Annotated in this window: 18 protein-coding genes; 11 read left to right on the plus strand and 7 right to left on the minus strand. The window is 64.9% G+C overall.

Annotated elements, in window-relative coordinates:
* The first annotated feature begins 216 nt into the window (after positions 1–216).
* From recC to yfiB, 6 genes are all read left to right on the plus strand, one after another.
* Positions 217–3669, plus strand: coding sequence for an exodeoxyribonuclease V subunit gamma (gene recC, locus AC07R1_RS25075; protein ID WP_495111040.1), 3453 nt, complete (start codon positions 217–219; stop codon positions 3667–3669).
* The gene (recB, locus tag AC07R1_RS25080; protein WP_495111041.1) at positions 3666–7358 is read left to right on the plus strand and encodes an exodeoxyribonuclease V subunit beta; all 3693 of its coding nucleotides are present in this window, start codon (positions 3666–3668) and stop codon (positions 7356–7358) included. Before recC ends, recB begins: the two co-directional genes overlap by 4 nt.
* On the plus strand, positions 7355–9436 hold the full coding sequence (gene recD / locus AC07R1_RS25085) for an exodeoxyribonuclease V subunit alpha (RefSeq protein WP_123430034.1): 2082 nt from the start codon (positions 7355–7357) through the stop codon (positions 9434–9436). Before recB ends, recD begins: the two co-directional genes overlap by 4 nt.
* A gap of 116 nt (positions 9437–9552) precedes the next feature.
* Positions 9553–10134, plus strand: a complete 582-nt coding sequence (yfiR, locus tag AC07R1_RS25090; RefSeq protein ID WP_026020227.1) for a regulatory sequestration protein YfiR — start codon at positions 9553–9555, stop codon at positions 10132–10134.
* The gene (gene dgcN / locus AC07R1_RS25095) at positions 10131–11399 is read left to right on the plus strand and encodes a diguanylate cyclase DgcN/YfiN (protein WP_011059108.1); all 1269 of its coding nucleotides are present in this window, start codon (positions 10131–10133) and stop codon (positions 11397–11399) included. The genes yfiR and dgcN overlap by 4 nt, the downstream gene beginning before the upstream one ends.
* 14 nt (positions 11400–11413) lie before the next feature.
* Entirely contained in the window at positions 11414–11908 is a 495-nt protein-coding gene (gene yfiB / locus AC07R1_RS25100; protein ID WP_015634043.1) for an outer membrane lipoprotein YfiB, read from the plus strand.
* A 32-nt stretch (positions 11909–11940) separates the two neighbouring features.
* Here the strand turns inward: yfiB and AC07R1_RS25105 are convergent, their stop codons facing one another.
* Positions 11941–12891 (minus strand): LysR family transcriptional regulator, encoded by a 951-nt coding sequence (locus AC07R1_RS25105; RefSeq protein ID WP_011059110.1) that lies wholly within the window; start codon positions 12889–12891, stop codon positions 11941–11943.
* A 149-nt stretch (positions 12892–13040) separates the two neighbouring features.
* Between AC07R1_RS25105 and AC07R1_RS25110 the strand changes: the two genes are divergently transcribed.
* Positions 13041–14567, plus strand: coding sequence for a CoA-acylating methylmalonate-semialdehyde dehydrogenase (locus AC07R1_RS25110; RefSeq protein ID WP_019096001.1), 1527 nt, complete (start codon positions 13041–13043; stop codon positions 14565–14567).
* Positions 14568–14577: 10 nt separating this feature from the next.
* A complete protein-coding gene (mmsB, locus tag AC07R1_RS25115; RefSeq protein ID WP_053156260.1) occupies positions 14578–15465 on the plus strand; it encodes a 3-hydroxyisobutyrate dehydrogenase in 888 nt (295 codons plus the stop codon).
* Positions 15466–15801: 336 nt separating this feature from the next.
* Here the strand turns inward: mmsB and AC07R1_RS25120 are convergent, their stop codons facing one another.
* The 3 genes from AC07R1_RS25120 to AC07R1_RS25130 form a co-directional block, all read right to left on the minus strand.
* Positions 15802–16320 (minus strand): RES family NAD+ phosphorylase, encoded by a 519-nt coding sequence (locus tag AC07R1_RS25120; protein WP_011059113.1) that lies wholly within the window; start codon positions 16318–16320, stop codon positions 15802–15804.
* Complete coding sequence (locus AC07R1_RS25125; RefSeq protein WP_015634047.1) at positions 16317–16802, minus strand: Xre family toxin-antitoxin system antitoxin; 486 nt, start codon at positions 16800–16802, stop codon at positions 16317–16319. Before AC07R1_RS25125 ends, AC07R1_RS25120 begins: the two co-directional genes overlap by 4 nt.
* A 126-nt stretch (positions 16803–16928) precedes the next feature.
* On the minus strand, positions 16929–17273 hold the full coding sequence (locus AC07R1_RS25130; RefSeq protein WP_011059115.1) for a cupin domain-containing protein: 345 nt from the start codon (positions 17271–17273) through the stop codon (positions 16929–16931).
* Positions 17274–17559: 286 nt separating this feature from the next.
* Between AC07R1_RS25130 and kynB the strand changes: the two genes are divergently transcribed.
* From kynB to pdxR, 3 genes are all read left to right on the plus strand, one after another.
* A complete protein-coding gene (gene kynB / locus AC07R1_RS25135; RefSeq protein ID WP_015634049.1) occupies positions 17560–18213 on the plus strand; it encodes an arylformamidase in 654 nt (217 codons plus the stop codon).
* 93 nt (positions 18214–18306) lie between these two features.
* Positions 18307–19158, plus strand: coding sequence for a tryptophan 2,3-dioxygenase (gene kynA / locus AC07R1_RS25140; protein ID WP_011059117.1), 852 nt, complete (start codon positions 18307–18309; stop codon positions 19156–19158).
* 258 nt (positions 19159–19416) lie between these two features.
* A complete protein-coding gene (pdxR, locus tag AC07R1_RS25145; protein ID WP_169893826.1) occupies positions 19417–20916 on the plus strand; it encodes a MocR-like pyridoxine biosynthesis transcription factor PdxR in 1500 nt (499 codons plus the stop codon).
* A gap of 27 nt (positions 20917–20943) precedes the next feature.
* Here the strand turns inward: pdxR and AC07R1_RS25150 are convergent, their stop codons facing one another.
* From AC07R1_RS25150 to antC, 3 genes are all read right to left on the minus strand, one after another.
* Entirely contained in the window at positions 20944–22152 is a 1209-nt protein-coding gene (locus tag AC07R1_RS25150) for a benzoate/H(+) symporter BenE family transporter (protein WP_495111042.1), read from the minus strand.
* Between the two features lie 186 nt (positions 22153–22338).
* Entirely contained in the window at positions 22339–23739 is a 1401-nt protein-coding gene (locus AC07R1_RS25155; RefSeq protein WP_011059120.1) for an amino acid permease, read from the minus strand.
* 67 nt (positions 23740–23806) lie between these two features.
* Positions 23807–24829: an anthranilate 1,2-dioxygenase electron transfer component AntC gene (gene antC / locus AC07R1_RS25160; RefSeq protein ID WP_495111043.1), complete on the minus strand. Its 1023-nt coding sequence runs from the start codon at positions 24827–24829 to the stop codon at positions 23807–23809.
* Positions 24830–24833 lie beyond the last annotated feature (4 nt).

Raw genomic sequence — 24833 nt, forward strand, 5'->3', positions numbered from 1 at the left:
ATCGCCGATGGTAGTGTGGGGTTTCCCCATGTGAGAGTAGGTCATCGTCAAGATTAAATTCCGAAACCCCAACTGCATATGCAGTTGGGGTTTTGTTTTTGCGCGACATAAAAGCCCGACGCTTTCTCTGTCACTGTTTGCTCGACCTGGCTGCCACTGCCCGGTGACAGTGCTAAGGTTCCGCCCTAGCTTTTTGCATTCTCCAAGGAAGCCTTTATGCCGGACGCCTCGTCCCTCAACCCTGGTTTCATGGTGGTTCACGGTAACCGCCTGGACGAGTTGCGCAGCCTGGTGGTCAGCTGGATGCGGCGTTATCCCCTGGCGCCCCTGGAAAATGAAATTGCCCTGGTACAGAGCAACGGTATCGCCCAATGGCTGAAACTGGCCCTGGCCGAAGACCCCGAAGTGGATGACGGCGGTGGCTGCGGTATTGCCGCTGCCATTGATGTGCAATTGCCGGGCAGTTTCATGTGGCAGTTGTACCGCCTGGTCCTGGGGCGAGACGAAATCCCGCCCAAATCCCTGCTGGATAAAGCTCCCCTGACCTGGCGGCTGATGCGCCTGTTGCCGGAGTTGATCGATGAGCCGCATTTCGAACCCCTGCAACGCTTCCTGACTCACGACAGTGACCTGCGCAAGCGCTATCAATTGGCCGAGCGTCTGGCCGATCTGTTCGACCAATACCAGGTATATCGAGCCGACTGGCTGGAGGATTGGGCTGCCGGCCGCCACCAACTGCGCAATGGTCGTGGTGAAACCAAGGCCCTGACGCCTGCCAACTGCTGGCAGGCCGAGCTATGGCGCGCGCTGCTGTTGGATGTCGGCACCGAGGGGATGGCCCAGAGTCGCGCAGGCGTTCACCAGCGCTTTATCGAGCGGATCAACCAACTGGAGGTGGCGCCCAGGGGCTTGCCGTCCCGAGTGATCGTTTTCGGTATCTCTTCGCTGCCGGCCCAGGCCCTGGAGGCACTGGCCGGGTTGGCCCGTTTCAGTCAGGTGCTGCTGTGTGTGCACAACCCTTGTCGCCATCATTGGGCCGATATCGTTGCCGACAAGGACCTGCTGCGCCACCAATACAAACGCCAGGCGCGCAAGGCCGGCATGCCCCTGGCCCTGGATCAGCAAACCCTGCACCAACACGCCCACCCGCTGCTGGCCGCCTGGGGCAAGCAAGGCCGTGACTACATCAACCTGCTGGACAGCTATGACGATCCCAATAGCTATCGCAGCGCTTTTCGCGATGGCCGGATCGATCTGTTCAGTGACAGCCAGCCGGCCAGCATGCTCCAGCAATTGCAGGACGACATTCTCGAACTGCGCCCGCTGAATGAAACTCGTGAGTTGTGGCCGCAGGTCGATATCCAGCACGATCAATCGATCCGTTTTCACATTGCCCACAGCGCCCAGCGAGAAGTGGAAATCCTCCACGATCAGCTCCTGGCGCGCTTCAGTGCCGAGCCGGACCTGCGGCCCCGGGATGTGATCGTCATGGTCCCGGACATCGACAGCTACGCCCCGCATATCCGCGCCGTGTTCGGCCAGCTGGAGCGGGATGACCGGCGCTTCATTCCCTTTACCCTCACAGACCAGGGCCAGCGTGGCCGTGACCCGTTGCTGATCGCCGTCGAACATCTATTGAAGCTGCCGGACAGTCGTTTTCCGGTCAGTGAAATTCTCGACCTGCTGGACGTTCCAGCCCTGCGTGCGCGCTTTGGCGTCGACGAAGCCGACCTGCCGACCCTGCACCGCTGGATTGAAGGTGCCGGCATCCGCTGGGGAATGAATGCCGAGCAGCGCGCAGAACTGGGGCTGCCCCCGGAACTGGAGCAGAACAGCTGGCGTTTCGGCTTGCGGCGCATGCTCCTGGGCTATGCCGTCGGCCGCTCCGACGCCTGTGACGGTATCGAACCTTATGACGAGATCGGTGGCCTGGATGCGGCGCTGATCGGTCCCCTGGTCGCCCTTCTTGACGCCCTGCAGATCGCCTACCAGCAACTCACCCAGCCGGCGGTTCCGGCGGAGTGGGGCGAGCGCCTGCACAACCTGTTGGAACAGTTCTTTCTTGCCAGCACCGAGCACGATGATTACCTGCTGGGACAGCTCGACGACCTGCGGGAAACCTGGCTGGAAACCTGCGAGTCTGTGGGTCTGCAAGATCAGTTGCCGCTGACGGTGGTCCGCGAAGCCTGGCTGGCCGGCCTGGACCAGGGGCGCCTGTCCCAGCGTTTCCTCGCCGGAGCGGTGAACTTCTGCACCCTGATGCCGATGCGCGCCATTCCCTTCAAGCTGGTGTGCCTGCTGGGCATGAACGATGGCGATTACCCCAGGGCGCAGCCGCCTCTGGACTTCGACCTGATGGGCAGCGACTACCGCCCCGGCGACCGATCACGGCGCGAAGACGACCGTTACCTACTGCTTGAAGCCCTGCTCTCGGCTCGTTACCAACTTTATGTCAGTTGGGTTGGCCGCAGCATTCGCGACAACAGCGAGCGCCCGGCCTCGGTCCTGATCGGCCAGTTGCGCGATCATCTGGCCAGCGGCTGGCGACTGCCCGATGAGCAGGACTCCCTGCTGGAGGCCCTGACCCAGGAGCATCCCCTGCAACCCTTCAGTGCCCGCTATTTCCACGACAGCGACACGCTCTTCAGCTACGCCCGGGAGTGGCAAGTGCTGCATCAGGTCCGAGAGGAACTGGGCGCAGTCGAACGCCTGGAACCCTATGTCCAGGACGAGCCCCTGAGCCTTGCCCAGTTGCAGGATTTCCTGCGCAACCCGGTGCGGCATTTCTTCAGCCAAAGGCTCAAGGTGTTCTTTGAAGCCATGGAAGCACCGCTGGCCGATGAAGAGCCCTTCGTGCTCGATGCCCTGCAGCGCTACAGCCTCAGCGACAGCCTGCTGGAAGCGGCGCTGGGCGACGCTGGGCAGCCCGAGCAAGCCTTGCAGGCCCAGGCCCAGAGGCTGCAAGCCAGTGGCCTGTTGCCCATGGCCGGTTTTGGCGAATGCCTGCAGCGCGAACTGCTGGAGCCCCTGCCGGACCTGTTGCAGCGTTATCGGCAACTGCTCGACCTGTGGCCGACCCCGGTAACCAGTGCGCTGCCGGTGAGCCTGGAACTGCAAGGCGTGCGCCTGGAAGGTTGGCTCAGCAGCCTGCACCAGCGAGCTGATGGCGGGTTGTTGGCTGTGAGCGCCATCCCCAACGGCATCGGCTCGACCAAGACCCGTAAATGGCATCGGCTGATCAAGCCTTGGGTCAATCATCTGCTGGCCTGCGCCAGTGGCTACTCCTTGACCACCGCGCTGGTGGCCAGCGATGACAGCCTGTTGTTGCCGCCGCTGGAGCAGGAGGTGGCCCGGCAGATTCTCGGCAACCTGCTGCAAGCCTGGCAGGCCGGCATGCGCCAGCCGCTGCCGGTGGCGATCAAGACCGCCTTCGCCTGGCTGGGCCAGAGCGACCCGGACAAAGCCGCGGCCGCTGCACGCAAGACCTACGATGGCGACGGCCAGAACAGCGAGGGCGAACGCCGGCAAAGCCCGGCCCTGGCCCGCCAATTCGCCGACTACAACGCACTGATCGCCGATGAAACCTTCAGCGGTTGGGCCGAGACCCTTTATCGACCCCTGTTGAATGCTCCCTGGCGTTCGGCGCTCGGCGAGGAGGCAGGCGCATGACTGCACAAGCTCCCCTGGCCCTGGCATTTCCTCTGCGCGGCAGCCAGTTGATCGAGGCCAGTGCCGGTACCGGCAAGACTTTCACCATCTCCGCGCTCTACTTGCGCCTGGTGCTGGGCCATGGCGGCGAGGCGGCGGGTTTCGGGCGTGAATTGCTGCCGCCGCAGATACTGGTGGTGACCTTTACCGATGCCGCCACCAAGGAATTGCGCGAGCGCATTCGCACGCGCCTGGCGGAAGCCGCGCGCTTCTTTCGCGATGAAACCAGCGCCCCTGATGGCCTGATCGTCGAGTTGCGTGAGCAATACCCCGTCGAGCAGTGGGCCGCCTGTGCCAATCGCCTGGACATCGCCGCGCAATGGATGGATGAGGCCGCGGTCTCGACCATCCACAGTTGGTGCCAGCGCATGTTGCGCGAACATGCGTTCGACAGCGGCAGCCTGTTCACCCAGACCCTGGAAACCGACCACAGCGACCTGCTGGGCCAGGTTCTGCGCGATTACTGGCGGCTGTTCTGCTACCCGATGCAGGGGGATGCCCTGAACTGGGTGCGCAGCCATTGGGTCGGGCCGGCCGAACTCATGCCCCGGGTGCGGGCAATGTTCGGCAACGAGCGTCGGGACCCACCCGAGCAGACGCCGAGCGAGTTGATCGAAGCCTGCCTGCAAGAACGTCGTGAAGCCCTGGTGCAGATCAAGGCGCCCTGGCGCGAGTGGGCCGCGCAACTGCGGGAGATCTGCCTGCAAGGCGTGGCCAGCAAGAGCGTCGACGGGCGCAAGATGCAGGCCCGGTTCTTCGAGCCCTGGTTCGAAAAGATCAGTGCCTGGGCCGAGGACGAATCCGTCGAGCAACTGGACATCGGCACCGGCTTCACCCGCCTGACCCCCGAAGGTATGAGCGAGGCCTGGAAAGGCGCGGCCCCCGATCACCCCGGGTTCGACGCCATGGCCGTGCTCAAGGCCAGCCTCGATGCCTTGCCCAGCCCGGATGCGGCGGTCCTGCAACACGCCGCGCAATGGGTGGGGGCACGTTTCGAAGAAGAGAAGCGGCGGCGCGCCGAGATGGGCTTCGACGACATGCTGCTGCGCCTGGACAGCGCCCTGCAGAGCGATGGCGGCGAGCGCCTGGCGACCCTGATCCGCGAGCAGTTCCCGGTGGCCCTGATCGACGAATTCCAGGACACCGACCCGGTGCAGTACCGGATCTTCGAAAGCATCTACCGGATCGAGGCCAACGACCCCGAGACCGGCCTGTTCCTGATCGGCGATCCCAAGCAGGCGATCTACGCCTTCCGTGGCGCCGATATCTACACCTACCTGCGGGCACGCCAGGCCACCAGCGGGCGCCTGCACACCCTGGGCACCAACTTCCGCTCCAGCCAGGCCATGGTCAGCGCGGTCAACCATGTGTTCCTGCAAGCCGAACAGCGGCCGCAGGGACAGGGAGCCTTCCTGTTTCGCGAAGCGGATGGCGAGAACCCGGTGCCATTCCTGGCGGTGGCCGCCCAGGGGCGCAAGGAGCAACTGCTGGTCGACGGCCAGCCGGTGCCGGCACTTAACTTCTGGCAATTGCCTTCGGAACAGCCGCTGTCCGGGGCCCAGTATCGCCAGCATCAGGCGGCGGCTTGCGCCACTGCGATTGTCGGCCTGCTCAATGGCGGCCAGCAGGGGCGCAGTGGGTTTGTCCGTGAGCAGCAAGCGCTGAAAGGCTTGCTGCCGGCGGATATCGCGATCCTGGTGCGCGATGGCAAGGAGGCCCAGGCCGTGCGCGGCGAGCTGGCGGCCCGCGGGGTGCGCAGTGTGTACCTGTCGGACAAGGACTCGGTGTTCGCCGCCCAGGAAGCCCGGGATGTGCTGGTGTGGCTCAAGGCTTGCGCCGAGCCGGACGTGGAGCGGCCGCTGCGCGCGGCCCTGGCGTCCCTGACCCTGAACCTGCCGCTGCTGGAGCTGGAGCGGCTCAACCAGGATGAACTGGCCTGGGAAGCGCGGGTCATGCAGTTCCGTGGCTACCGGGCGATCTGGCGCAGCCAGGGCGTGCTGCCGATGCTGCGGCGCCTGCTGCATGACTTCCAGCTGCCCCAGGCGCTGATGGCCCGCAGTGATGGCGAGCGGGTGCTGACCAACCTTCTGCACCTGTCCGAGCTGCTGCAACAAAGCGCCGCCGAACTCGACGGCGAGCAGGCCCTGATCCGCCATCTGGCCGAGCACCTGGCGCTGTCCGGGCAGGCAGGGGAGGAGCAGATCCTGCGCCTGGAAAGCGATGAGCAACTGGTCAAGGTGGTGACCATCCACAAGTCCAAGGGCCTGGAATACCCCTTGGTGTTCCTGCCCTTCATCTGTTCCACCAAGCCGGTGGATGGCAGCCGCTTGCCGCTGCATTACCACGATGCTGCCGGCAAGCCCCAGGTCAGCCTACGGCCCACCCCGGAGCTGATTGCCCTGGCCGATGAAGAGCGCCTGGCGGAAGACCTGCGGCTGCTCTATGTGGCCCTGACCCGGGCCCAGCATGCCTGCTGGCTGGGGGTGGCCGATCTCAAGCGGGGCAATCACAGCAGCTCGGTGTTGCACCTTTCGGCCCTGGGTTACCTGCTGGGCGGCGGCGATGTCCTGGGCGAATCCAGCGCCTTGTTGCGCTGGCTGCTGGACCTGCAGCAGGGCTGCGCTGCGATTGGCGTGTCCGAGCTGCCCGTCGTCGATGACCAGCGCTATCAGCCACCGCGCAACGAGGCCACCCTGCTGGCGCCGCTGACGCCCAGCCGTCGCGCCGCGGAAAACTGGTGGATTGCCTCCTACAGTGCCCTGCGCATCAGCGACATCCTGGGGGCGGGCAGCACCGAGGCGCCGGAAAACCCCCAGGCGCAGAAACTCTTCGACGACGAACGCCTGGACCCCGAAGCTCCTCGGGAAACCCTGGCCAGCGGCGGCGATATCCACCGCTTCCCCCGCGGCCCGAACCCCGGGACCTTCCTTCATGGCCTGCTGGAGTGGGCCGGGGAGGAGGGTTTTGCCGCTGCCCCCGAGGCGATCGAGGACGCCGTGGCCCGGCGCTGCAATCGCCGCGGCTGGCAAGGCTGGATCCCGACCCTGAGCGACTGGCTGCAGCACCTGCTGCAAGCGCCCTTGCCCCTGGGCGAGGGCCAGGCACCGGTGGTGCTCGGGCAGTTGACCCAGTACCGGGTCGAGATGGAGTTCTGGTTCGCCAGCCACAAGGTCGATGTGCTCAAGCTCGATGAGCGGGTACGCCAGCAAACCCATCAGGGCGCGCCCCGAGTCACGGCCGAGCCGGTATTGCTCAACGGCATGTTCAAGGGCTTTATCGACCTGACCTTCGAGCACCAGGGCCGCTATTACGTGGCCGACTACAAATCCAACTGGCTGGGCGCGGACGACGCGGCCTACACCGAGCAGGCCATGGAACAATCGACTCTCGACAACCGTTACGACCTGCAGTACGTGTTGTACCTGCTGGCCCTGCACCGGCAATTGAAGGCCCGGCTGGCGGACTACGACTACGATCGCCATGTGGGCGGCGCCCTGTACCTGTTCCTGCGGGGCACCCGTGCCGCCAGCCAGGGGGCCTACTTCGCCCGGCCGCCTCGACAGTTGATCGAGCAACTGGACCGCATGTTCCAGGGCCAGCCCGAGCCACCCAAGGCCGAGCCCGCCTGGGAGCAGGGAGTGTTGCTATGACCCAGGACCTGTTCGATGCACTGGACCAGGCGCCGCAACCGGCCTTCGACCTGGCGCCCCTGAGCCGCGCCGACGACTTGCTGCTGTTGCTTGAGCGCTGGGTCGAGCGCGGCTGGCTGCGTTCCCTGGACCGGGCCTTTGTCGGCTTCCTGCATGAGCTGGACCCGGGCTGTGATCCGCTGGTACTGATGGCCGCGGCCCTGACCAGCCATCAGCTGGGGCACGGGCATGTCTGCCTGGACCTGTTCGAAACCCTCAAGGAGCCGGACTTCGCCCTGTCGCTGCCGCCCGAAGGCGACGCACAAAACGGCGCACCGGCGCTGCCGTCCCAGGTGTTGATGGGGCTTGAAGGGGCGCACTGGTGCAAGGTCCTGGCCGGCAGCCGCCTGGTGGCCCTGGCGGCGGATCATGCCGAGTCTTCCCGGCAGCGGCCGCTGGTGCTGTCCGGCAAGCGCCTGTACCTGCGCCGCTACTGGGCCTATGAGCGGCGTATCGACAACGCCTTGCGCCAGCGCCTGGCCTTGGCCGAGGCCACCCCGGAAAACCTCGCGGCGCGTCTCGACGGGCTGTTCGGCCCGGCCAAGGCGGCGGGGCCCGTCGACTGGCAGAAACTCGCCTGTGCCCTGGCCACCCGGGGCGCCTTCAGCATCATCACCGGCGGCCCCGGCACCGGCAAGACCACCACCGTGGTGCGCCTGCTGGCCTTGCTCCAGGGCCCGGCGGTGGAAGCACGCAAGCCGCTGCGCATTCGCCTGGCGGCGCCTACCGGCAAGGCCGCGGCGCGCCTGACCGAGTCCATCAGCTTGCAGGTGCGTTCCCTGGCGGTGCCCGATGAGGTGCGGGAAATGATCCCCAGCGAGGTGACCACCGTGCACCGCTTGCTGGGCAATCGCCCGGGCACCCGGCATTTCCGCCATCACGCCGGCAACCGCTTGCCCCTGGATGTCCTGGTGGTGGACGAAGCCTCGATGATCGACCTGGAAATGATGGCCAACCTGCTGGACGCCTTGCCCATCCATGCACGCCTGGTGTTGCTGGGGGACAAGGACCAACTGGCCTCGGTGGAAGCCGGCGCCGTGCTCGGCGACCTGTGCCGTGACGCCGAGGCCGGTTGGTACAACCCGCAGACCCGGGCCTGGCTGGAAGCGGTCAGTGGCGAGAACCTGGGAGCCAGCGGCCTGCAGGAAGACAGCGCCCACCAGCATCCCCTGGCGCAGCAGGTGGTGATGCTGCGCCATTCCCGGCGTTTCGGCGAAGGCAGCGGCATCGGCCAGCTGGCGCGTTGGGTCAACCAGCAGCAGGCCGATGAAGCCCGGCGCCTGCTGGCGGCTCGCAGCCATGCCGACCTGTATGGCCTGAGCCTCAAGGGCGAGCAGGATCGGGCCCTGGAGCGGCTGCTGCTGGAGGGCCATGGCGAGGGGCCGCAAGGCTACCGCCACTACCTGAATGTACTGCGCAGCCAGCGCCCGCCGCCGGGTACGCCTCTGGAGGATCGGCGCTGGACCGACTGGGCGCGCCATGTTCTGCAGGCCTTTGATCGCTTCCAATTGCTGTGCGCGGTGCGCAAGGGCCCCTGGGGTGTCGAAGGCCTGAACCTGCGGATCACCCAGGCGCTGTTCAAGGCCCGGCTGATCGACAGCGACCAGCAATGGTACGAGGGCCGCCCGGTGCTGATGACCCGCAACGATTACGGCCTGGGCCTGATGAACGGTGATATCGGCATCGCCCTGAAACTGCCGGAGCAAGAAGGCTCGGAGGCGGGGCGTCAGGTGCTGCGCGTCGCCTTTCCGCGCAACGATGGCCAGGGCGGGGTGCGGTTGGTGCTGCCAAGCCGGCTCAATGACGTGGAAACCGTTTACGCCATGACTGTGCATAAGTCCCAGGGCTCGGAGTTCGCCCACACCGCGTTGATCCTGCCCGACGCCCTGAACCCGGTGCTGACCAAGGAGCTGATCTACACCGGTATCACCCGGGCCAAGGACTGGTTCAGCCTGATCGAGCCCCGTGCCGGAGTGTTCGAAGAGGCTGTTCGGCGCAAGGTCAAGCGTCTGAGCGGGTTGATGCTGGAGTTGGACTGACGCCCATGTTTCCGGCTTTTCTCAGGCATCGTGCTCGGGCGCTGGTCTCGCTGCATTTTCCCGGGCTGTGCTATCGTTGCGGCATCATTTCCGTGAAAATCAAAGAGAATCCCTGCATGGACGTGGCTGTCTTGAGGACAGAGCGCATTTTGGGGTGGAGACAGTGTGTGCTGTCGACCATTCTCTGCCTGTTCAGCCTGTTGGCCATCGCGCAGTCGGAGCCACCGGCGTCCGCGAGCCTGGCCGAGCAACGGGCCAAGGCTGTAACCCAAGTGGTGCTGGGCATTCTCAGCTACGCTCGCTGGCCCGTGGAGCCTGCGCAACTGCGTCTGTGCGTGGTTGGCCCCACCGAATACACCGATGACCTGCTCAAGGGCGCGACCCAGGCCACCGGCCGCCCGGTGCTGGTGCGGCGTCTGCTGGCCAACAACCCGTCGTTGGCCAGTGAGTGCGATTCGGTCTATGTCGGCAAATTGTCCAATGATGAGCGTACCCGCCTGTTCAACTCGCTGATCGGGCAACCGGTGCTGAGCATCAGCGAGGGGGGCGACCAGTGCACCGTGGGCAGCCTGTTCTGCCTGCGGGTCGGCGACAGCCAGGTGTCGTTCGAGGTCAACCTGGATTCCGTGGCGCGCAGTGGGGTGAAGATTCATCCCAGCGTGCTGCAGCTTTCCCGTCGTCGTCCGGCGGCCCCATGAAACTGTTCAAGCCCAACGCCCGCCCTACACTGCGGTCGGTCATCGGTCGCGGCCACCTGATCGTCGCTCTGCTGGCGATCTCCATGGCCAGCCTGTCCCTGACCTTTCTCGGGGTGTTGGCCCTGCGCGTGTACGCCGATCACAACCTGCACCTGATCGCCCGCTCCATCAGCTACACCGTGGAAGCTGCAGTGGTGTTCAACGACAGTGTGGTGGCCACCGAGGCCCTGGCCCTGATCGCCTCCACCGAAGAGGTGGCCGACGCCAAGGTGTATGACAGCCAGGGCCAGTTGCTGGCCAGCTGGCAGCGCCCGGAAAGCGGCTTTCTGACCAACCTGGAAATGCACGTCGCCAGCGCCTTTCTGGAAAAGCCCATCAGCCTGCCGATCCTGCACCAGGGGCGGGAAATCGGCACCATCAATGTCACCGGCCATGGCGGCAGCCTGTTGCGGTTTCTCCTCAGTGGCCTGGTGGGCATCGTGCTGTGCATCGCCCTCAGCGCCTGGTTGGCGCTGTACCTGGCGCGCCGCCAGCTGCGGGGCATCACCGGGCCGTTGCGCAGCCTCGCCGATGTGGCGCACGCGGCCCGGCGCGAACGGGCCTTCGATCAGCGGGTGCCGCCTGCGGAAATCGCCGAACTGGACAACCTGGGCAACGACTTCAACGCCCTGCTCGATGAGCTGGAAGCCTGGCAGACCCATCTGCAAAGCGAGAATGAAACCCTGGCCCACCAGGCCAGCCACGACAGCCTGACCGGCCTGCCCAACCGGGCGTTCTTCGAAGGCCGGCTGATCCGTGCCCTGCGCAGCGCCAACAAGCTCAACGAGCGCATGGCGGTGCTGTTTCTCGACAGCGACCGGTTCAAGGAGATCAACGATAACTTCGGCCACGCCGCCGGCGATGCGGTGCTGGTGGCTGTGGCCACGCGGATTCGCGCGCAGTTGCGCGAGGACGACCTGGTGGCGCGCCTGGGCGGGGACGAATTTGCCGTGCTGCTGACCCCGCTGCACCGGGTCGAGGATGCCCAGCGCATCGCCGACAAGATCATCAGCAGCATGGAAGTACCGATTCAACTGCCCGGCAGCCTGTCGATCCTGACATCGCTGAGTATCGGTATTGCCGTGTACCCGGATCATGGTGCGACACCGGGCAGTCTGTTGAATGCCGCCGACGCGGCCATGTACCAAGCCAAGCGCGGTTCGCGAGGCGGGCAACACACAGTGGGGGCGGAGCCCCCTATCGTTCAGGTTCAAAACAGGAGCTAATTCCCTTGTTCTCGATGACGCAACGTTCGGTTCGACTGTTCAGCACTCTGGTGTTCATGGCCCTGCTGGCCCTGGCCGGCTGTCAGAGCGTGCCGCCCAAAGGTCTGACCCCGAAACAGATCGCGGTACTGAAACAGGAGGGCTTCGAACTGACGGATGAAGGCTGGGCCTTTGGCCTGTCGGGCAAGGTGCTGTTTGGCAGCGATGTGGAAACCCTGAACCAGGCCAGCACCGAGATCGTCCAGCGCATCGGCAAGGCGCTGCTCAGCGTCGATATCCAGAAGGTCCGGGTCGACGGTCACACCGACGCGTCGGGCAAGGAGGCCTACAACGTGCAACTGTCCGTGCGCCGGGCCAAGAGCGTGGTCAAGGTGTTGACCCAGGTTGGCATGCGTGAAGAAAACATCCAGCTGCGCGGCCTGGGCAGCAGCGAGCCGGTGGCCTCCAACAGCACCGTGGCCGGGCGTACCGAGAACCGTCGGGTGTCGATCGTGGTGATCGCCGACTGATCGACGACCTGCCGGGTTGCGGCTGCTAAGGGTCAGGGGGCGGCGAAGCGCATGCTGCGACTCTCGCCCATGAGCAGCGGCCGATTCTGCTCGGTCACCTCGCGGATGTAATCCCATAACAGGGTGATGCGCTTCAACTTCCTGAGATCCTCCCGGCAGTACATCCAGAATTGCCGGGTCAGGTTGATTTCCTTGGGCAGCACTGGTAGCAGGCGCGGGTCCTGGGCCGCCAGGAAGCACGGCAGGATCGCCAGCGAGCGGCCCTGCTGCGCTGCCACGTACTGGGCAATCACGCTGGTGCTGCGCAGGTTGGCGCTGGCCCCGGGCACCACATTGGCCAGGTACAGCAGCTCGGAACTGAAGGCCAGGTCATCCACATAACTGATGAATTGATGCTCGCCCAGGTCGCCGGGGCGGCGGATCGGCGGGTGGCGGTCGAGGTATTCCTGGGTGGCGTACAGCTGCAGGCGGTAGTCGCACAGCTTGCAGCACACATAGGGGCCGTGCTCCGGGCGTTCCAGGGCGATGACGATATCCGCCTCGCGCTTGGACAGGCTGATGAAGTGCGGCAGCGGCAGGATATCCACCGAGATTGCCGGGTAGGCGTCGAGGAAGTGGCTGAGTTGCGGGGTGATGAAGAAGGTGCCGAAGCCTTCGGTGCAGCCCATGCGCACATGGCCGGACAACGCCACTCCGGAGCCCGAGACCTGCTCGCACGCCATGTGCAGGGTGCTTTCGATGGACTCCGCATAACCCAGCAGGCGCTGGCCCTCGGCGGTGAGGACAAAGCCGTTGGTGCGGGACTTTTCGAACAGCAAGGTGCCCAGGGCGGTTTCCAGGGACCCGATGCGCCGCGATACCGTGGTGTAGTCCACCGCCAGGCGCTTGGCCGCGCTGCTGGCCTTGCGGGTGCGCGCCACTTCGAGGAAAAACTTCAGGTCGTCCCAGTTCAGGGTGCTTAGCGAGGTGATGTTTTTTTGCATGATGGACCGGTTTTTATGTGCGTTCTTATTAGAAGTTTGCACATCTATACTCCAAAAACCGTCCGATACCAACTCGCGACAGCCCCTCTTTCAAGGCGCTTGCCCGCCTTGGTTTCCCTGCATAAGAACTCAAGAAGTCAGGAGACCCCATGAACGCATCCCTCAAGCCCGACGGCACCACCCTGCAACAGGTCAAACTGCTGATCGACGGTGAATGGGTCCAGTCCCAGAGCCAGGAATGGCACGATATCGTCAACCCGGCGACCCAGGAAGTGCTGGCCAAGGTGCCCTTTGCCACTGCCGCTGAAGTCGACGCCGCGATCGCCGCTGCCCAGCGCGCCTTCCAGACCTGGAAACTGACCCCGATCGGCGCGCGGATGCGCATCATGCTCAAGCTCCAGGCCCTGATCCGCGAGCACTCCAAACGCATTGCCGTGGTCCTCAGCGCCGAGCAGGGCAAGACCATCGCCGACGCCGAGGGCGACATCTTCCGCGGCCTGGAAGTGGTGGAGCATGCCTGCTCCATCGGCACTCTGCAGATGGGCGAATTCGCCGAAAACGTCGCCGGCGGCGTGGACACTTACACCCTGCGCCAGCCGATCGGCGTGTGCGCCGGGATCACCCCGTTCAATTTCCCGGCAATGATTCCGCTGTGGATGTTCCCGATGGCCATCGCCTGCGGCAACACCTTCGTCCTCAAGCCTTCCGAGCAGGACCCGCTGTCAACCATGCTGCTGGTGGAGCTGGCGGTGGAAGCCGGGGTGCCGGCCGGTGTGCTCAACGTGGTGCACGGCGGCAAGGACGTGGTGGATGCGCTGTGCACCCACAAGGACATCAAGGCGGTGTCCTTCGTCGGTTCGACCGCGGTCGGCACCCACGTCTATGACCTGGCGGGCAAGCACGGCAAGCGCGTGCAATCGATGATGGGCGCCAAGAACCACGCCGTGGTGCTGCCCGACGCCAACCGCGAACAGACCCTCAATGCCCTGGTGGGCGCCGGCTTCGGCGCTGCCGGCCAGCGTTGCATGGCCACCTCGGTGGTGGTGCTGGTGGGGGCGGCGAAACAATGGCTGCCGGACCTCAAGGCCCTGGCGCAGAAACTCAAGGTCAACGCCGGCAGCGAGCCGGGCACCGATGTCGGCCCGGTGGTCTCCAAGCGTGCCAAGGCGCGGATTCTGGAGCTGATCGAAAGCGGCGTGAAAGAAGGCGCCAAGCTGGAGCTCGATGGCCGCGACATCAAGGTTCCGGGCTACGAGCAGGGCAACTTCATCGGCCCGACCCTGTTCTCCGGGGTGACCACCGACATGCAGATCTACACCCAGGAAATCTTCGGCCCGGTGCTGGTGGTGCTGGAGGTGGATACCCTGGACCAGGCCATCGCCCTGGTCAACGCCAACCCCTTCGGCAACGGCACCGGCCTGTTCACCCAGAGCGGTGCGGCGGCGCGCAAGTTCCAGAGCGAAATCGACGTCGGCCAGGTGGGCATCAACATCCCGATTCCGGTGCCGGTTCCATTCTTCAGCTTTACCGGCTCCCGCGGTTCCAAGCTCGGCGACCTGGGCCCCTACGGCAAGCAAGTGGTGCAGTTCTACACTCAGACCAAGACCGTCACCAGCCGCTGGTTCGACGATGACAGCGTCAATGATGGTGTGAACACCACCATCAGCCTGCGTTGAGGAGCCTGACATGAACATTGCATTTATCGGCCTGGGCAACATGGGCGCGCCCATGGCCCGCAACCTGATCAAGGCCGGCCATCAGTTGAACCTGTTCGATCTCAACCAGAGCGTGCTGGCAGAGCTGGCGCAACTGGGCGGGCGTATCAGTGCTTCGCCCAAGGCAGCTGCCGAAGGCGCCGAACTGGTGATCACCATGCTCCCCGCTGCGGCCCATGTGCGCAGCGTCTGGCTGGGCGAGGATGGGGTGCTGGCGGGTATTGGCCGCGGGGTTCCGGCGGTGGATTGCAGCACCATCGACCCACAGACCGCCCGTGAAGTGGCCGCAGCCGCCGCCAAGCAGGGCGTGGCCATGGCCGATGCTCCGGTATCCGGTGGCACCGGCGGCGCCCAGGCCGGGACCCTGACCTTCATGGTCGGCGCCAGCGCCGAACTGTTCGCCACCCTGCAACCGGTGCTGGCGCAGATGGGCCGCAACATCGTGCACTGCGGTGAAGTGGGTACCGGGCAGATCGCCAAGATCTGCAACAACCTGCTGCTGGGGATTTCGATGATCGGCGTCAGCGAAGCCATGGCCCTGGGGGATGCCCTGGGCATCGACACCCAAGTGCTGGCGGGGATCATCAACAGCTCCACCGGCCGGTGCTGGAGTTCCGACACCTACAACCCGTGGCCGGGCGTGATTGAGACCGCCCCGGCGTCCCGCGGCTACACCGGAGGCTTTGGTGCCGAGCTGATGCTCAAGGACCTGGGGCTGGCCACCGAAGCCGCGCGCCAGGCCCACCAGCCGGTGGTGCTCGGTGCCGTGGCACAGCAGCTGTACCAGGCCATGAGCCAGCGTGGGGAAGGTGGCAAGGACTTCTCGGCCATCGTCAACAGCTACCGCAAGCCGCAGTAAGGCGTCGCTTGTAGGGAGGGGGCGCTGGCGGGTTTGCGCGGCAATCTCGACGCCGCCAGTGGTCTCTCTGGGTATCGTCAAACAAGGCCCTGCGGCTCAGCAGCGGCTACAAGGGGCGATGTAGCCGCTGCCGCAGGCTGCGAACGGCTCCGCAGGAGACGCAGCGGTCTCAAACCCGGCAGAGGTTTGTCTGGGTATCGCCAGGCAAGGCCCTTCGGTCCTTTTCGCAGCTTCGCGGGCTCAGCAGCGGCTCCACGCGTCATTGAATGCAGCCCCTTCAGCCGGGGCATTTGCGGGAACCTGCGTCGGGCAGGTTCCCGCTTTTTTTTGCCCGGATCAGTTCGGCCGGCTGGCAACGGTGCCGGAGGGAGGGTTGAGGCGGGTGTCGAGGCCGAAGCGTTCCTGGATCACCACCTGGTACAGCCCCTTGGCCAGCAGCGGATTGATCAGGATATTCCAGCTGTGCCGGGAAACCGACGAGGGCACCAGCACGAAAGGGTGGTCCGCCAGCAACTGATCGGCGAACTTCTGCTGGCCGGCGCTGGGAATCCCCGGCACCAGCCAGTTGGGGTTGGGAATACGGTTTTCATCGACCCGGTAGATGGCGGTCGGGTCCTGGATCAGGGCGCCGGTGAGTACATGGGGCACGCTGTCCAGGGCGGCAAAACCCTTGTGCACCGCCACTTCCAGAATCGCCGTGGCCGGGTCGGCGCTGGCGTACACCGCCTTCACGCCCTTGGAGTTCCAGCGGCCGCCACACAGCTCGGCACCAATGCCGCTGTCCCAGCTGTCGGCGTGCCGGGCGGCGTCCAGCCGCCAGAAGTGAAGGGTGCTGCTGCCCGGCACACTGATCACTGATAGACCCCGTATTCCAGGCGGGTGAGGAACTCGTCCACCAGTTCGAAACCGATGGGGTTGGTCAGCAGGTCCACCGGTTTGTGGCCGTCCAGGCCCATCACCGGCTTGGCCATCCACTCCTGGGCCTCTTCACTGCTGCCGAAGATGTCCTCGGCCTTGGCCAGCACCTGGGCGAAGCGCACCGCACGGGCGCTCTGTTCCGGGTTCAGCGGCTCGTCCGGGGTTTTCAGGCGCCGGTGCAGGGTGCGTTCGGAAAGGCCTATGATCTTGGCCAGGACCTGTTCGTCCTTGAGCATGGGCACCGAGGAGACGAACTTGATGATCGCCGTCAGCGGGATGCCCTCCTCGGTCAGGCGATAGATCGAGATACGATCGTCAAAGCGTGCCCGGCCACCCAGAAGGATGTCCGAGGACTGCTCTTTCAATACCAGTTTGCCTCGCCGCTTGGGAACGAGGCCGGTGCCTGTCAGCGCGACCATGAGTGCTGCTCCTGCCTTTTGCCATTTGGCAGTGATTATATAGACATTTGGCAAAAGGCGCTGGCTTGAATCGCAACACGGCCAGGGGAGCCCGGCTGGCGCGGGCTCCCGGTATCGAGGGAGGGCTCAGGCGAAGACGAAGTACTTGCGCACGGTTTCCACCACTTCCCAGGTGCCTTTCATCCCGGGCTCCACCACGAAGATATCGCCGGCGCGCAGGTGGATGGGGTCGCGGCCGTCCGGGGTGATCACGCAGTAGCCTTCCTGGAAATGGCAGTACTCCCACTTTTCATAGGCCACCCGCCATTTGCCCGGGGTGCAGATCCAGGTGCCCATGATCTTGCTGCCATCCTCGCTGGTGTAGGCGTTGAGGTTGACGGTGTGCGGATCGCCCTGGAGTTTTTCCCACTTGCAGGCGTCGAGCACCGGCAGCGGATGAGTGTCGCGAAGAACGGTGATGGGTTGGGACATGCTGTGCTCCTAGCAGGCAGAGAACTGAAGCCGCACCCTATAGCGCCTGGCGGGCAGGGGGTTGTCTGTACTCGACCTCGGGGTATCCAGAAGCGCAGCGCGGCCCCGAGTCGAGGTGGCGGGGCGCAGGGCCGGGAAGAGGCGTGGCGGTTGCAAGATTCATTCGGCAAACAGGGCTTTGTTAGCAGTAATTGCGAAATATCCGCGGCTGCCCGAGTTATTTCGCAAGAATCTTTACCGGTTTCGCTCGTATCATTCAGCTCGGAGTGACCTAAGAGCCGCACGAATGGAAAATACACCACGCTGGTGGGATATCAGCCCGCCGTTGAGTACCGCAACCCCGACCTGGCCGGGAGATACGCCGTTCCAGGAGGAGCGCGTCTGGCAGTTCGGCCCCGAGTGCCCGGTGAATGTCGGGCGGGTGACCCTGTCGCCCCACACCGGTGCCCATGTCGATGCGCCCCTGCATTACCGGCCGGACGGCCTGCCCATCGGTGAAGTGCCGCTGGATGTCTACATGGGCCCGTGCCGGGTCCTGCACTGCCTGGACAGCGGTGCTCTGGTGCAGCCCGAGGCGTTGCTCGGGCGCCTCGAAAACTTGCCTGCGCGAGTGTTGCTGCGTACTTATCCACAGGCTCCGCTGAGTGCCTGGGACCCGGACTTTACTGCCGTAGCTCCAGCCACTGTCGAGCTGCTGGCCAGCCTCGGCGTGCGCCTGATCGGCATCGACACCCCGTCCCTCGACCCCCAGCAGTCCAAGACCATGGACGCCCACAACACCGTGGCCCGCCATGGCATGGCGATCCTCGAAGGCGTGGTTCTCGATGAGGTTGCCGAAGGCGACTACGAACTGATTGCCCTGCCACTGCGCTTCGCTCACCTGGACGCCAGTCCGGTGCGGGCGATCCTGCGCCCCCTGGCCGATTCATTCCTACAATAAATACACAGCTGACCCTTCGCGCCGTTGTGCATCCCGATCCGGGCTGCGCAGCCAGCGATGGGCAACCGCTGCCTGAGGCGAGGAGCCCACGCGATGAGCCAATGTCCCTTTTCAAGCAATCCGCCGGCTGAGTGGCATAACGCCGAGCTGAATTTTTCCGACTCCATGAGCTACGGCGACTACCTGGACCTGGGGCGCATCCTCAGCGCCCAGCACCCCCTGTCGCCGGACCACAACGAGATGCTCTTCATCATCCAGCACCAGACCTCGGAGCTGTGGATGAAGCTGATGCTGCACGAGCTCAAGGCGGCCCGCGAGCATGTGCGCCAGGGCCAGTTGCCGCCGGCGTTCAAGATGCTGGCGCGGGTTTCGCGGATTTTCGATCAACTGGTGCACGCCTGGGCGGTGCTGGCCACCATGACGCCGTCCGAGTACAAGTCGATCCGGCCTTACCTGGGCCAGTCCTCGGGCTTCCAGTCGTTCCAGTATCGGGAGATCGAATTCATCCTCGGCAACAAGAGCGCGGCCCTGCTGCGGCCCCATGCCCATCGTCCCGAACTGTTGCAATCGCTGGAAGCGTCGATTGCCACCCCGTCCATGTATGACGAGGCGATTGCCCTGATGGCCCGCAGCGGCTTGAGCATCGACCCTGCGCGCCTGGCACTGGACAGCACCACCACGACTCAGCATGACCCGTCGGTGGAAGCGGCCTGGCGCGAGGTCTACGCCAACCCTTCGGCCTATTGGGACCTGTACCAGTTGGCGGAGAAGTTCATCGACCTGGAAGACTCCTTCCGCCAGTGGCGCTTTCGCCATGTGACCACGGTGGAGCGCATCATCGGCTTCCAGCCCGGCACCGGCGGCACCGAGGGCGTGGGCTACCTGCGCAAGATGCTCGACACCGTGCTGTTTCCCGAACTGTGGCGAGTGCGCTCCTCGCTCTGACCCGAAAACGCCCCGCCTGCCGGGGCGTTTTCATGTGCCTGCCGGTGACTGACTCCCAGAGTGCGGCCGCTGCCGCAGACTGCGATCGGCAGCGCAGCAGACGCGCTCTTGAGGTCTGGAAGGTCCTCCGGACCTTATCGCAGCCTGCGGCAGCGGCTACAGAGGTCGTTAGAGAGCAGCGGGCGCTGGCGGCAGTTGCGCTCTGGGGATAAGGTGGCCGCCTTCGGTGCACCATTTTTACTCTCTGAGGCAGACCACATGTCCCGGACCTTCGAGCTTGAAACCCTCAAGATGCGGCTCAGCGATCCTGAGTTCCGCCCTCTGGACCTGCACCAGCGCATCCAGCGCGCCTTGCGCGGGCTGATCCTCGACGGCGCCCTGGGCCCCGGCGTGAAGCTGCCGGCGACCCGAGCCCTGGCCAAGTCGCTGGCGGTATCGCGTGACACCGTGGAAAACGCCTATGTGCAGTTGCAGCGCGACGGTTTTGTCCTGCGGCGCAAAGGCTCGGGGAGCTATGTCTGCGAAACCATCGGTGCCCAATTGCGTGGCCCGTCCCGCCGGCGCCAGCTCCAGCAGGGGTTGCCGGCCCACAGCCCGGAACCGGGAGCGGGCCTGAGCCGGCGCGGCGCGGCACTGTTGGCGCGGGGTGGGGTCAGCGATCAGCAGGCGGTCACGGCCTTCGCTACCGGTTTGCCGGAAACCCGCAGCTTCCCGCTGGAGGTCTGGGAGCGCCTGCAACGCCAGGCATTGAAGGATTACCGTGCCAGCGTGCTGCTGCATGGCGATCCCCAGGGCGCGCTGCCCCTGCGCAAGGCGATTGCCGCCTACCTCAACCTGGAACGCGGGGCCAAGGTGCAGCCCGAGCAGATCCTGGTGCTGAGCAGCACTCGCCAGGCGCTGTTCCTGTGTGCGCAACTGCTGGTGGACGCCGGCAAGCCGATCCTGATGGAGAACCCGGGCTACTTCGGCGCGCGCAAGGCCTTCGAGGCGGCCGAGGCGCGGATCGTGCCCATTGATGTGGATGGCCAGGGCATTCGCACCGACCTGTTGCGAGCCGACCGCAGCGGCGCCCGCTGTGTCTATGTGACGCCCTCGCACCAGTACCCCACGGGTGCCACCCTGTCCCTGGAGCGCCGCCTGGAGCTGACCCGCTGGGCCGCCGAGCACGACCGATGGATCATCGAGGACGACTACGACAGCGAGTTCCACTACGAGGGCCTGCCCACCGCCTGCGTCCAGGGCCTGGACCCGTTTCGGCGCACCCTGTACATCGGCACCTTCAGCAAGACTCTCTATCCGGGCCTGCGCATGGGCTACATGATCCTGCCCGCCGAACTGGTGGGGGCCTTCAGCAGTGCCCGCAGCATCATGGACGGGCACACGTCGCAGATCCTCCAGCTGACCCTGGCGCGGTTCATGGAGGAGGGGCACTACAACGCCCATGTACGGGCCATGCGCAAGCTCTACGCCGGGCGCCGGCAGGCCATGCTCGAGGCCATAGGGCGGCATTTGCCGGGCATTGCCAGGGCCTTGCCGCCACCCGGCGGGTTGCAGGTCCCGTGTCTTCTGGAGCCCGGCTGGAGCGAAGAGCTGACCCAGCAACGCGCGGCCAGGGCTGGCATCCAGTTGCCGGGGCTCAGCCGGCTTTATGCGGGCGAGCAGAAGCAGCAGGGCTGGCTATTGGGCTATGCGTCCCTGAGCGCCCATGAGATCGAGGCGGCGATGGCGCGTCTGGCCCAGGCCCTGGGAAAGCCCTAGCCAGCGGCCTTTTTCCAGCGCCGGCGGTCAGGGCTTGGCGCGTTCCAGTGCCAGGGCGCTGCGCGGGCCCAGGATCAACAGGTGCACGGTCAGCCCGGCAACCAGCCCCCAGAAGGCACCACCGATCCCCAGCAGAGTGACGTTGGCGGCAGTGGCAAGGAAGGTGATCAGCGCGGTTTCCCGGGTGGCCGTATCGGCCATGGCGTTGGCCAGGCTGCCGCCGATTGCCCCCAGCAATGCCAGGCCGGCCAGGGTGGTGATAAAGGCCTTGGGCAAGACCATGAACAGGGTCGCCAGGGTGACCCCGAAGGTCCCCACCAGGATGTAGAAAACGCCGCAGGCGATACCGGCGATATAGCGTTTGCCCGGGTCCGGGTGGGCATCCTCGCCGGTACAGATCGCCGCCGTGATCGCCGCCACGTTGAATGTGTGAGCGCCGAACGGCGCCATGATCAGCGAGCCCAAACCGGTGACCGTGAGCAGCGGGTTGGCGCTGGTCTGGAAGCCGTCATTGCGCAACACCAGCATGCCCGGCATGTACTGGCCGGTCAGGGTGATGACGAACAGTGGCAGGGCCACGCCGAGCAAGGCCGACACGGAGAACTGTGGCGCAGTGAACAGGGGAGCGGCGAAGCTCAGGTGCACGCTGGCGAAGTCGACCCGCTCCTGGACGATCAGCAACGCCAGGCCGATGAACAGGATGCCCACCACGGCAAAGCGTGAAGTGAAGCGCCGCAGCACCGCATAGGACAGTACCAGCACGATCACCAGCAGTGGATCGGCACTCGCGCCGCCAAAGGCGTTGATCCCGAACTGCAGCAGGATGCCTGCCAGCAGGCCAGCCGCGATGCCCTTGGGAATCAGGCGCACCAGCTTGTCGAAAGCCCCGGACCCGCCCAGGACGATGAACCCCAGGGCGCAAACCAGGTAGGCGCCGATCACCTCGGCATAGGGCGTGAAGGGCATCACCGTGGCCAGGAAGGCCGCCCCGGGGGTAGACCAGGCGGTGATGATCGGCGCCCTGTAGCGCAGGCTCAGCCACATGCCGCTCAGGCCCACGCCCAGGGACACGGCCCAGACCCAGGAGGTGGTCTGGGCGGGTGTCAGCCGGGCCAGTTCAGCGGCCTGGAACACCAGGATGAAGGTCCCGCCATAGTTCACCAGCACTGAGATCAGTGCCGCCACGGTGGGAGAGAAGATATCGGCCGGTCTAAGGCCTGTCGCGGTTCTGTTCATAAGCCACTCTCCGTCGAGGAACAGGCTCCCTGGCCCAAGCGCCGGGAGAGGCCCGATTCTAGGTAACGGATGGACTATCGTTTCGAGCCACATTCTTGTTTGCTGGCAGACCACTTTGGCGGCGCCGACAAAAAAGCCCGGCCTTGGATTAGGCCGGGCTCGGGGGTGTGGCGTGAACCTGTGGGCTTAGCGCAGGGCGGGTTGCGAAGCTTTCTTCGCCCGGCTCAGGAGGTAGAAGCCCCAGATCACCAGGACCCACACCGGGATCGCGTACACCGAGGCACGGATGCCGGGGATCATCCACATCACGCCGACGATCATCACCATGAAGGCCAGGCACAGGTAGTTGCTCAGCGGCGACCAGAAGGCCTTGAACGAAGGCACCACGCCCTGCTCGGCCATGGCCTTGCGAAAGCGCAGGTGGGTCAGGCTGATCAGCGCCCAGTTGATCATCAATGCGGCCACCACCAGGGCGAACAGCAACTCCAGCGCTTCATGGGGCGCCAGGTAGTTGACCAGCACGCAGAGCAGGGTGATCAGCGCGGAAATGCCCAGGGCCAGGATCGGCACGCCCTGCTTGTTGAGCTTCATCAGCGCCTTGGGTGCGTCACCCTGTTCGGCCAGGCCATAGAGCATGCGGCTGTTGCAGTACACGCCGCTGTTGTACACCGACAGCGCCGCAGTCAGGACCACGAAGTTGAGGATCTGCGCTGCGGCATCACTGCCGATCAGCGAGAAGATCTTCACGAACGGGCTGCTGCTGTAGGCATCGCCGCCAGCGTTGAGGCTCACCAGCAGTTCGTCCCACGGGTACAGCGACAGCAACACCGCCAGGGCGCCGACGTAGAAGATCAGCACCCGGTAGACCACCTGGTTGATGGCCTTGGGAATGACCTTGCGCGGTTCGGCGGCTTCGGCGGCAGTGATGCCCACCAGTTCCAGGCCGCCGAAGGAGAACATGATGAAGGCCATGGCCATCAGCAGGCCGGTGCCGCCGTTGGGGAAGAAGCCGCCGTGTGACCACAGGTTGCTCACCGAGGCCTGGCTGCCGCCGCTGCCGCTGAACAGCATGTAGCAGCCGAGGACGATCATGCCGACGATGGCCACTACCTTGATAATGGCGAACCAGAACTCGGCTTCACCGAAGAACTTCACGTTCATCATGTTGATCAGGTTGACCAGCACGAAGAACACCGCGGCGCTGACCCAGGTGGGGATCTCCGGCCACCAGAACTGCACGTACTTGCCCACCGCAGTGAGCTCGGCCATGCCCACCAGGACATACAGCACCCAGTAGTTCCAGCCCGCGAGAAAGCCGAAATAGCCGCCCCAGTACTTGTGCGCGAAGTGGCTGAAGGAACCGGCCACCGGCTCCTCGACAATCATTTCCCCCAGCTGGCGCATGATCAGGAAGGCAATGAACCCGGCAATCGCGTAGCCCAGGATCATCGAAGGTCCGGCGGATTTGAGAACCCCGGCCGAGCCGAGGAACAGTCCGGTGCCGATCGCCCCGCCCAGGGCGATCAGCTGAATATGGCGGTTCTTCAAGCCACGCTTGAGTTCACCCTGCTTCAAGGTTTGATCCACTAATGTGCGCTCTCTTCTAGTTGTTATCAGGATCGATCGGGGTCGATCACGGCGAATGCTGACGGGATCAGATATTACTCTCGGTGAACCGCTCGTAATACAGCTGAACGCGGTTAAGTTGCTGTTCTTGCAGCCAGATCCGGATCGAGTCGACCATTGGCGGCGGCCCGCACACATACATGTCGGTGTCCTGGTCCCGCAGTTCGCTGCTGTCGAAGTGTTCGCTGATGTAGCCGCGCTTGCCCGGCCAATCCGGGTCGGCGTCGCTGATCACCGGGGTGAAGCGAAAGTCCGCCATGCGTTCGCCATGGGCCTGGATCCGCTCCAGCTCGCACAGGTCGCGGCTGTGGCGCACGCCGTAGTACAGGTGCACCGGCTGCTGGCAGCCCTGCTCGACGATCTGTTCGAGCATCGCCAGCAGGGCCGAGAGCCCGGTGCCACCGGCCACCAGGATCAGCGGACGGCTGATCTGGCGCAGGTAGAAGGCCCCCAGCGGCGCCTCCAGCTGGAGGGTGTCGCCCACCAGGCAGCGCTCGCGGATGTAGTTGCTCATCACCCCGTCGGGCAGCAGGCGGATCAGGAACTGCAACTGGTTGTCCGCCGCCGGCCGGTTGGCGAAGGAGTAGGCCCGGCTAGTGCCGGTACCGGGGATGCTCAGGCGGGCGTACTGGCCCGGGAGGAAATCCAGTGGCGCCTGATGGCCGCCCAGATCCAGGTGGAGGATGGCGGTGCTTTCGGACACCTGGCGCACGTCGATCACCGAGCCCTGCAACTGCACCGGGTCGGCGCTGTGGCACAGGCTGGAGTCGAAATCGAAATAGAACGCTGCGTCGGACTGCACCCGGGTCTGGCAGGTGAGCATCTTGCGCTGTTCCAGGTCCTGGGCGCTGAGGGCTTCTTCGTCCACATAGTCCTGGCTGTACTGGCCGGACTCGCAACGGCCCTGGCAGGTGCCGCACACCCCTTCACGGCAGTCCAGGGGGATCTTGATGCCGTTGCGCAGGGCGGCGTCGAGCAGGATTTCATTGGCCTTGACCGGGAAGAACAGGGTCTTGCCGTCGGCAAAGCTGAACGCGACCTTGTGCGTCATGGGA

This window comes from Pseudomonas sp. GW821-FHT07F01 (assembly GCF_059418825.1).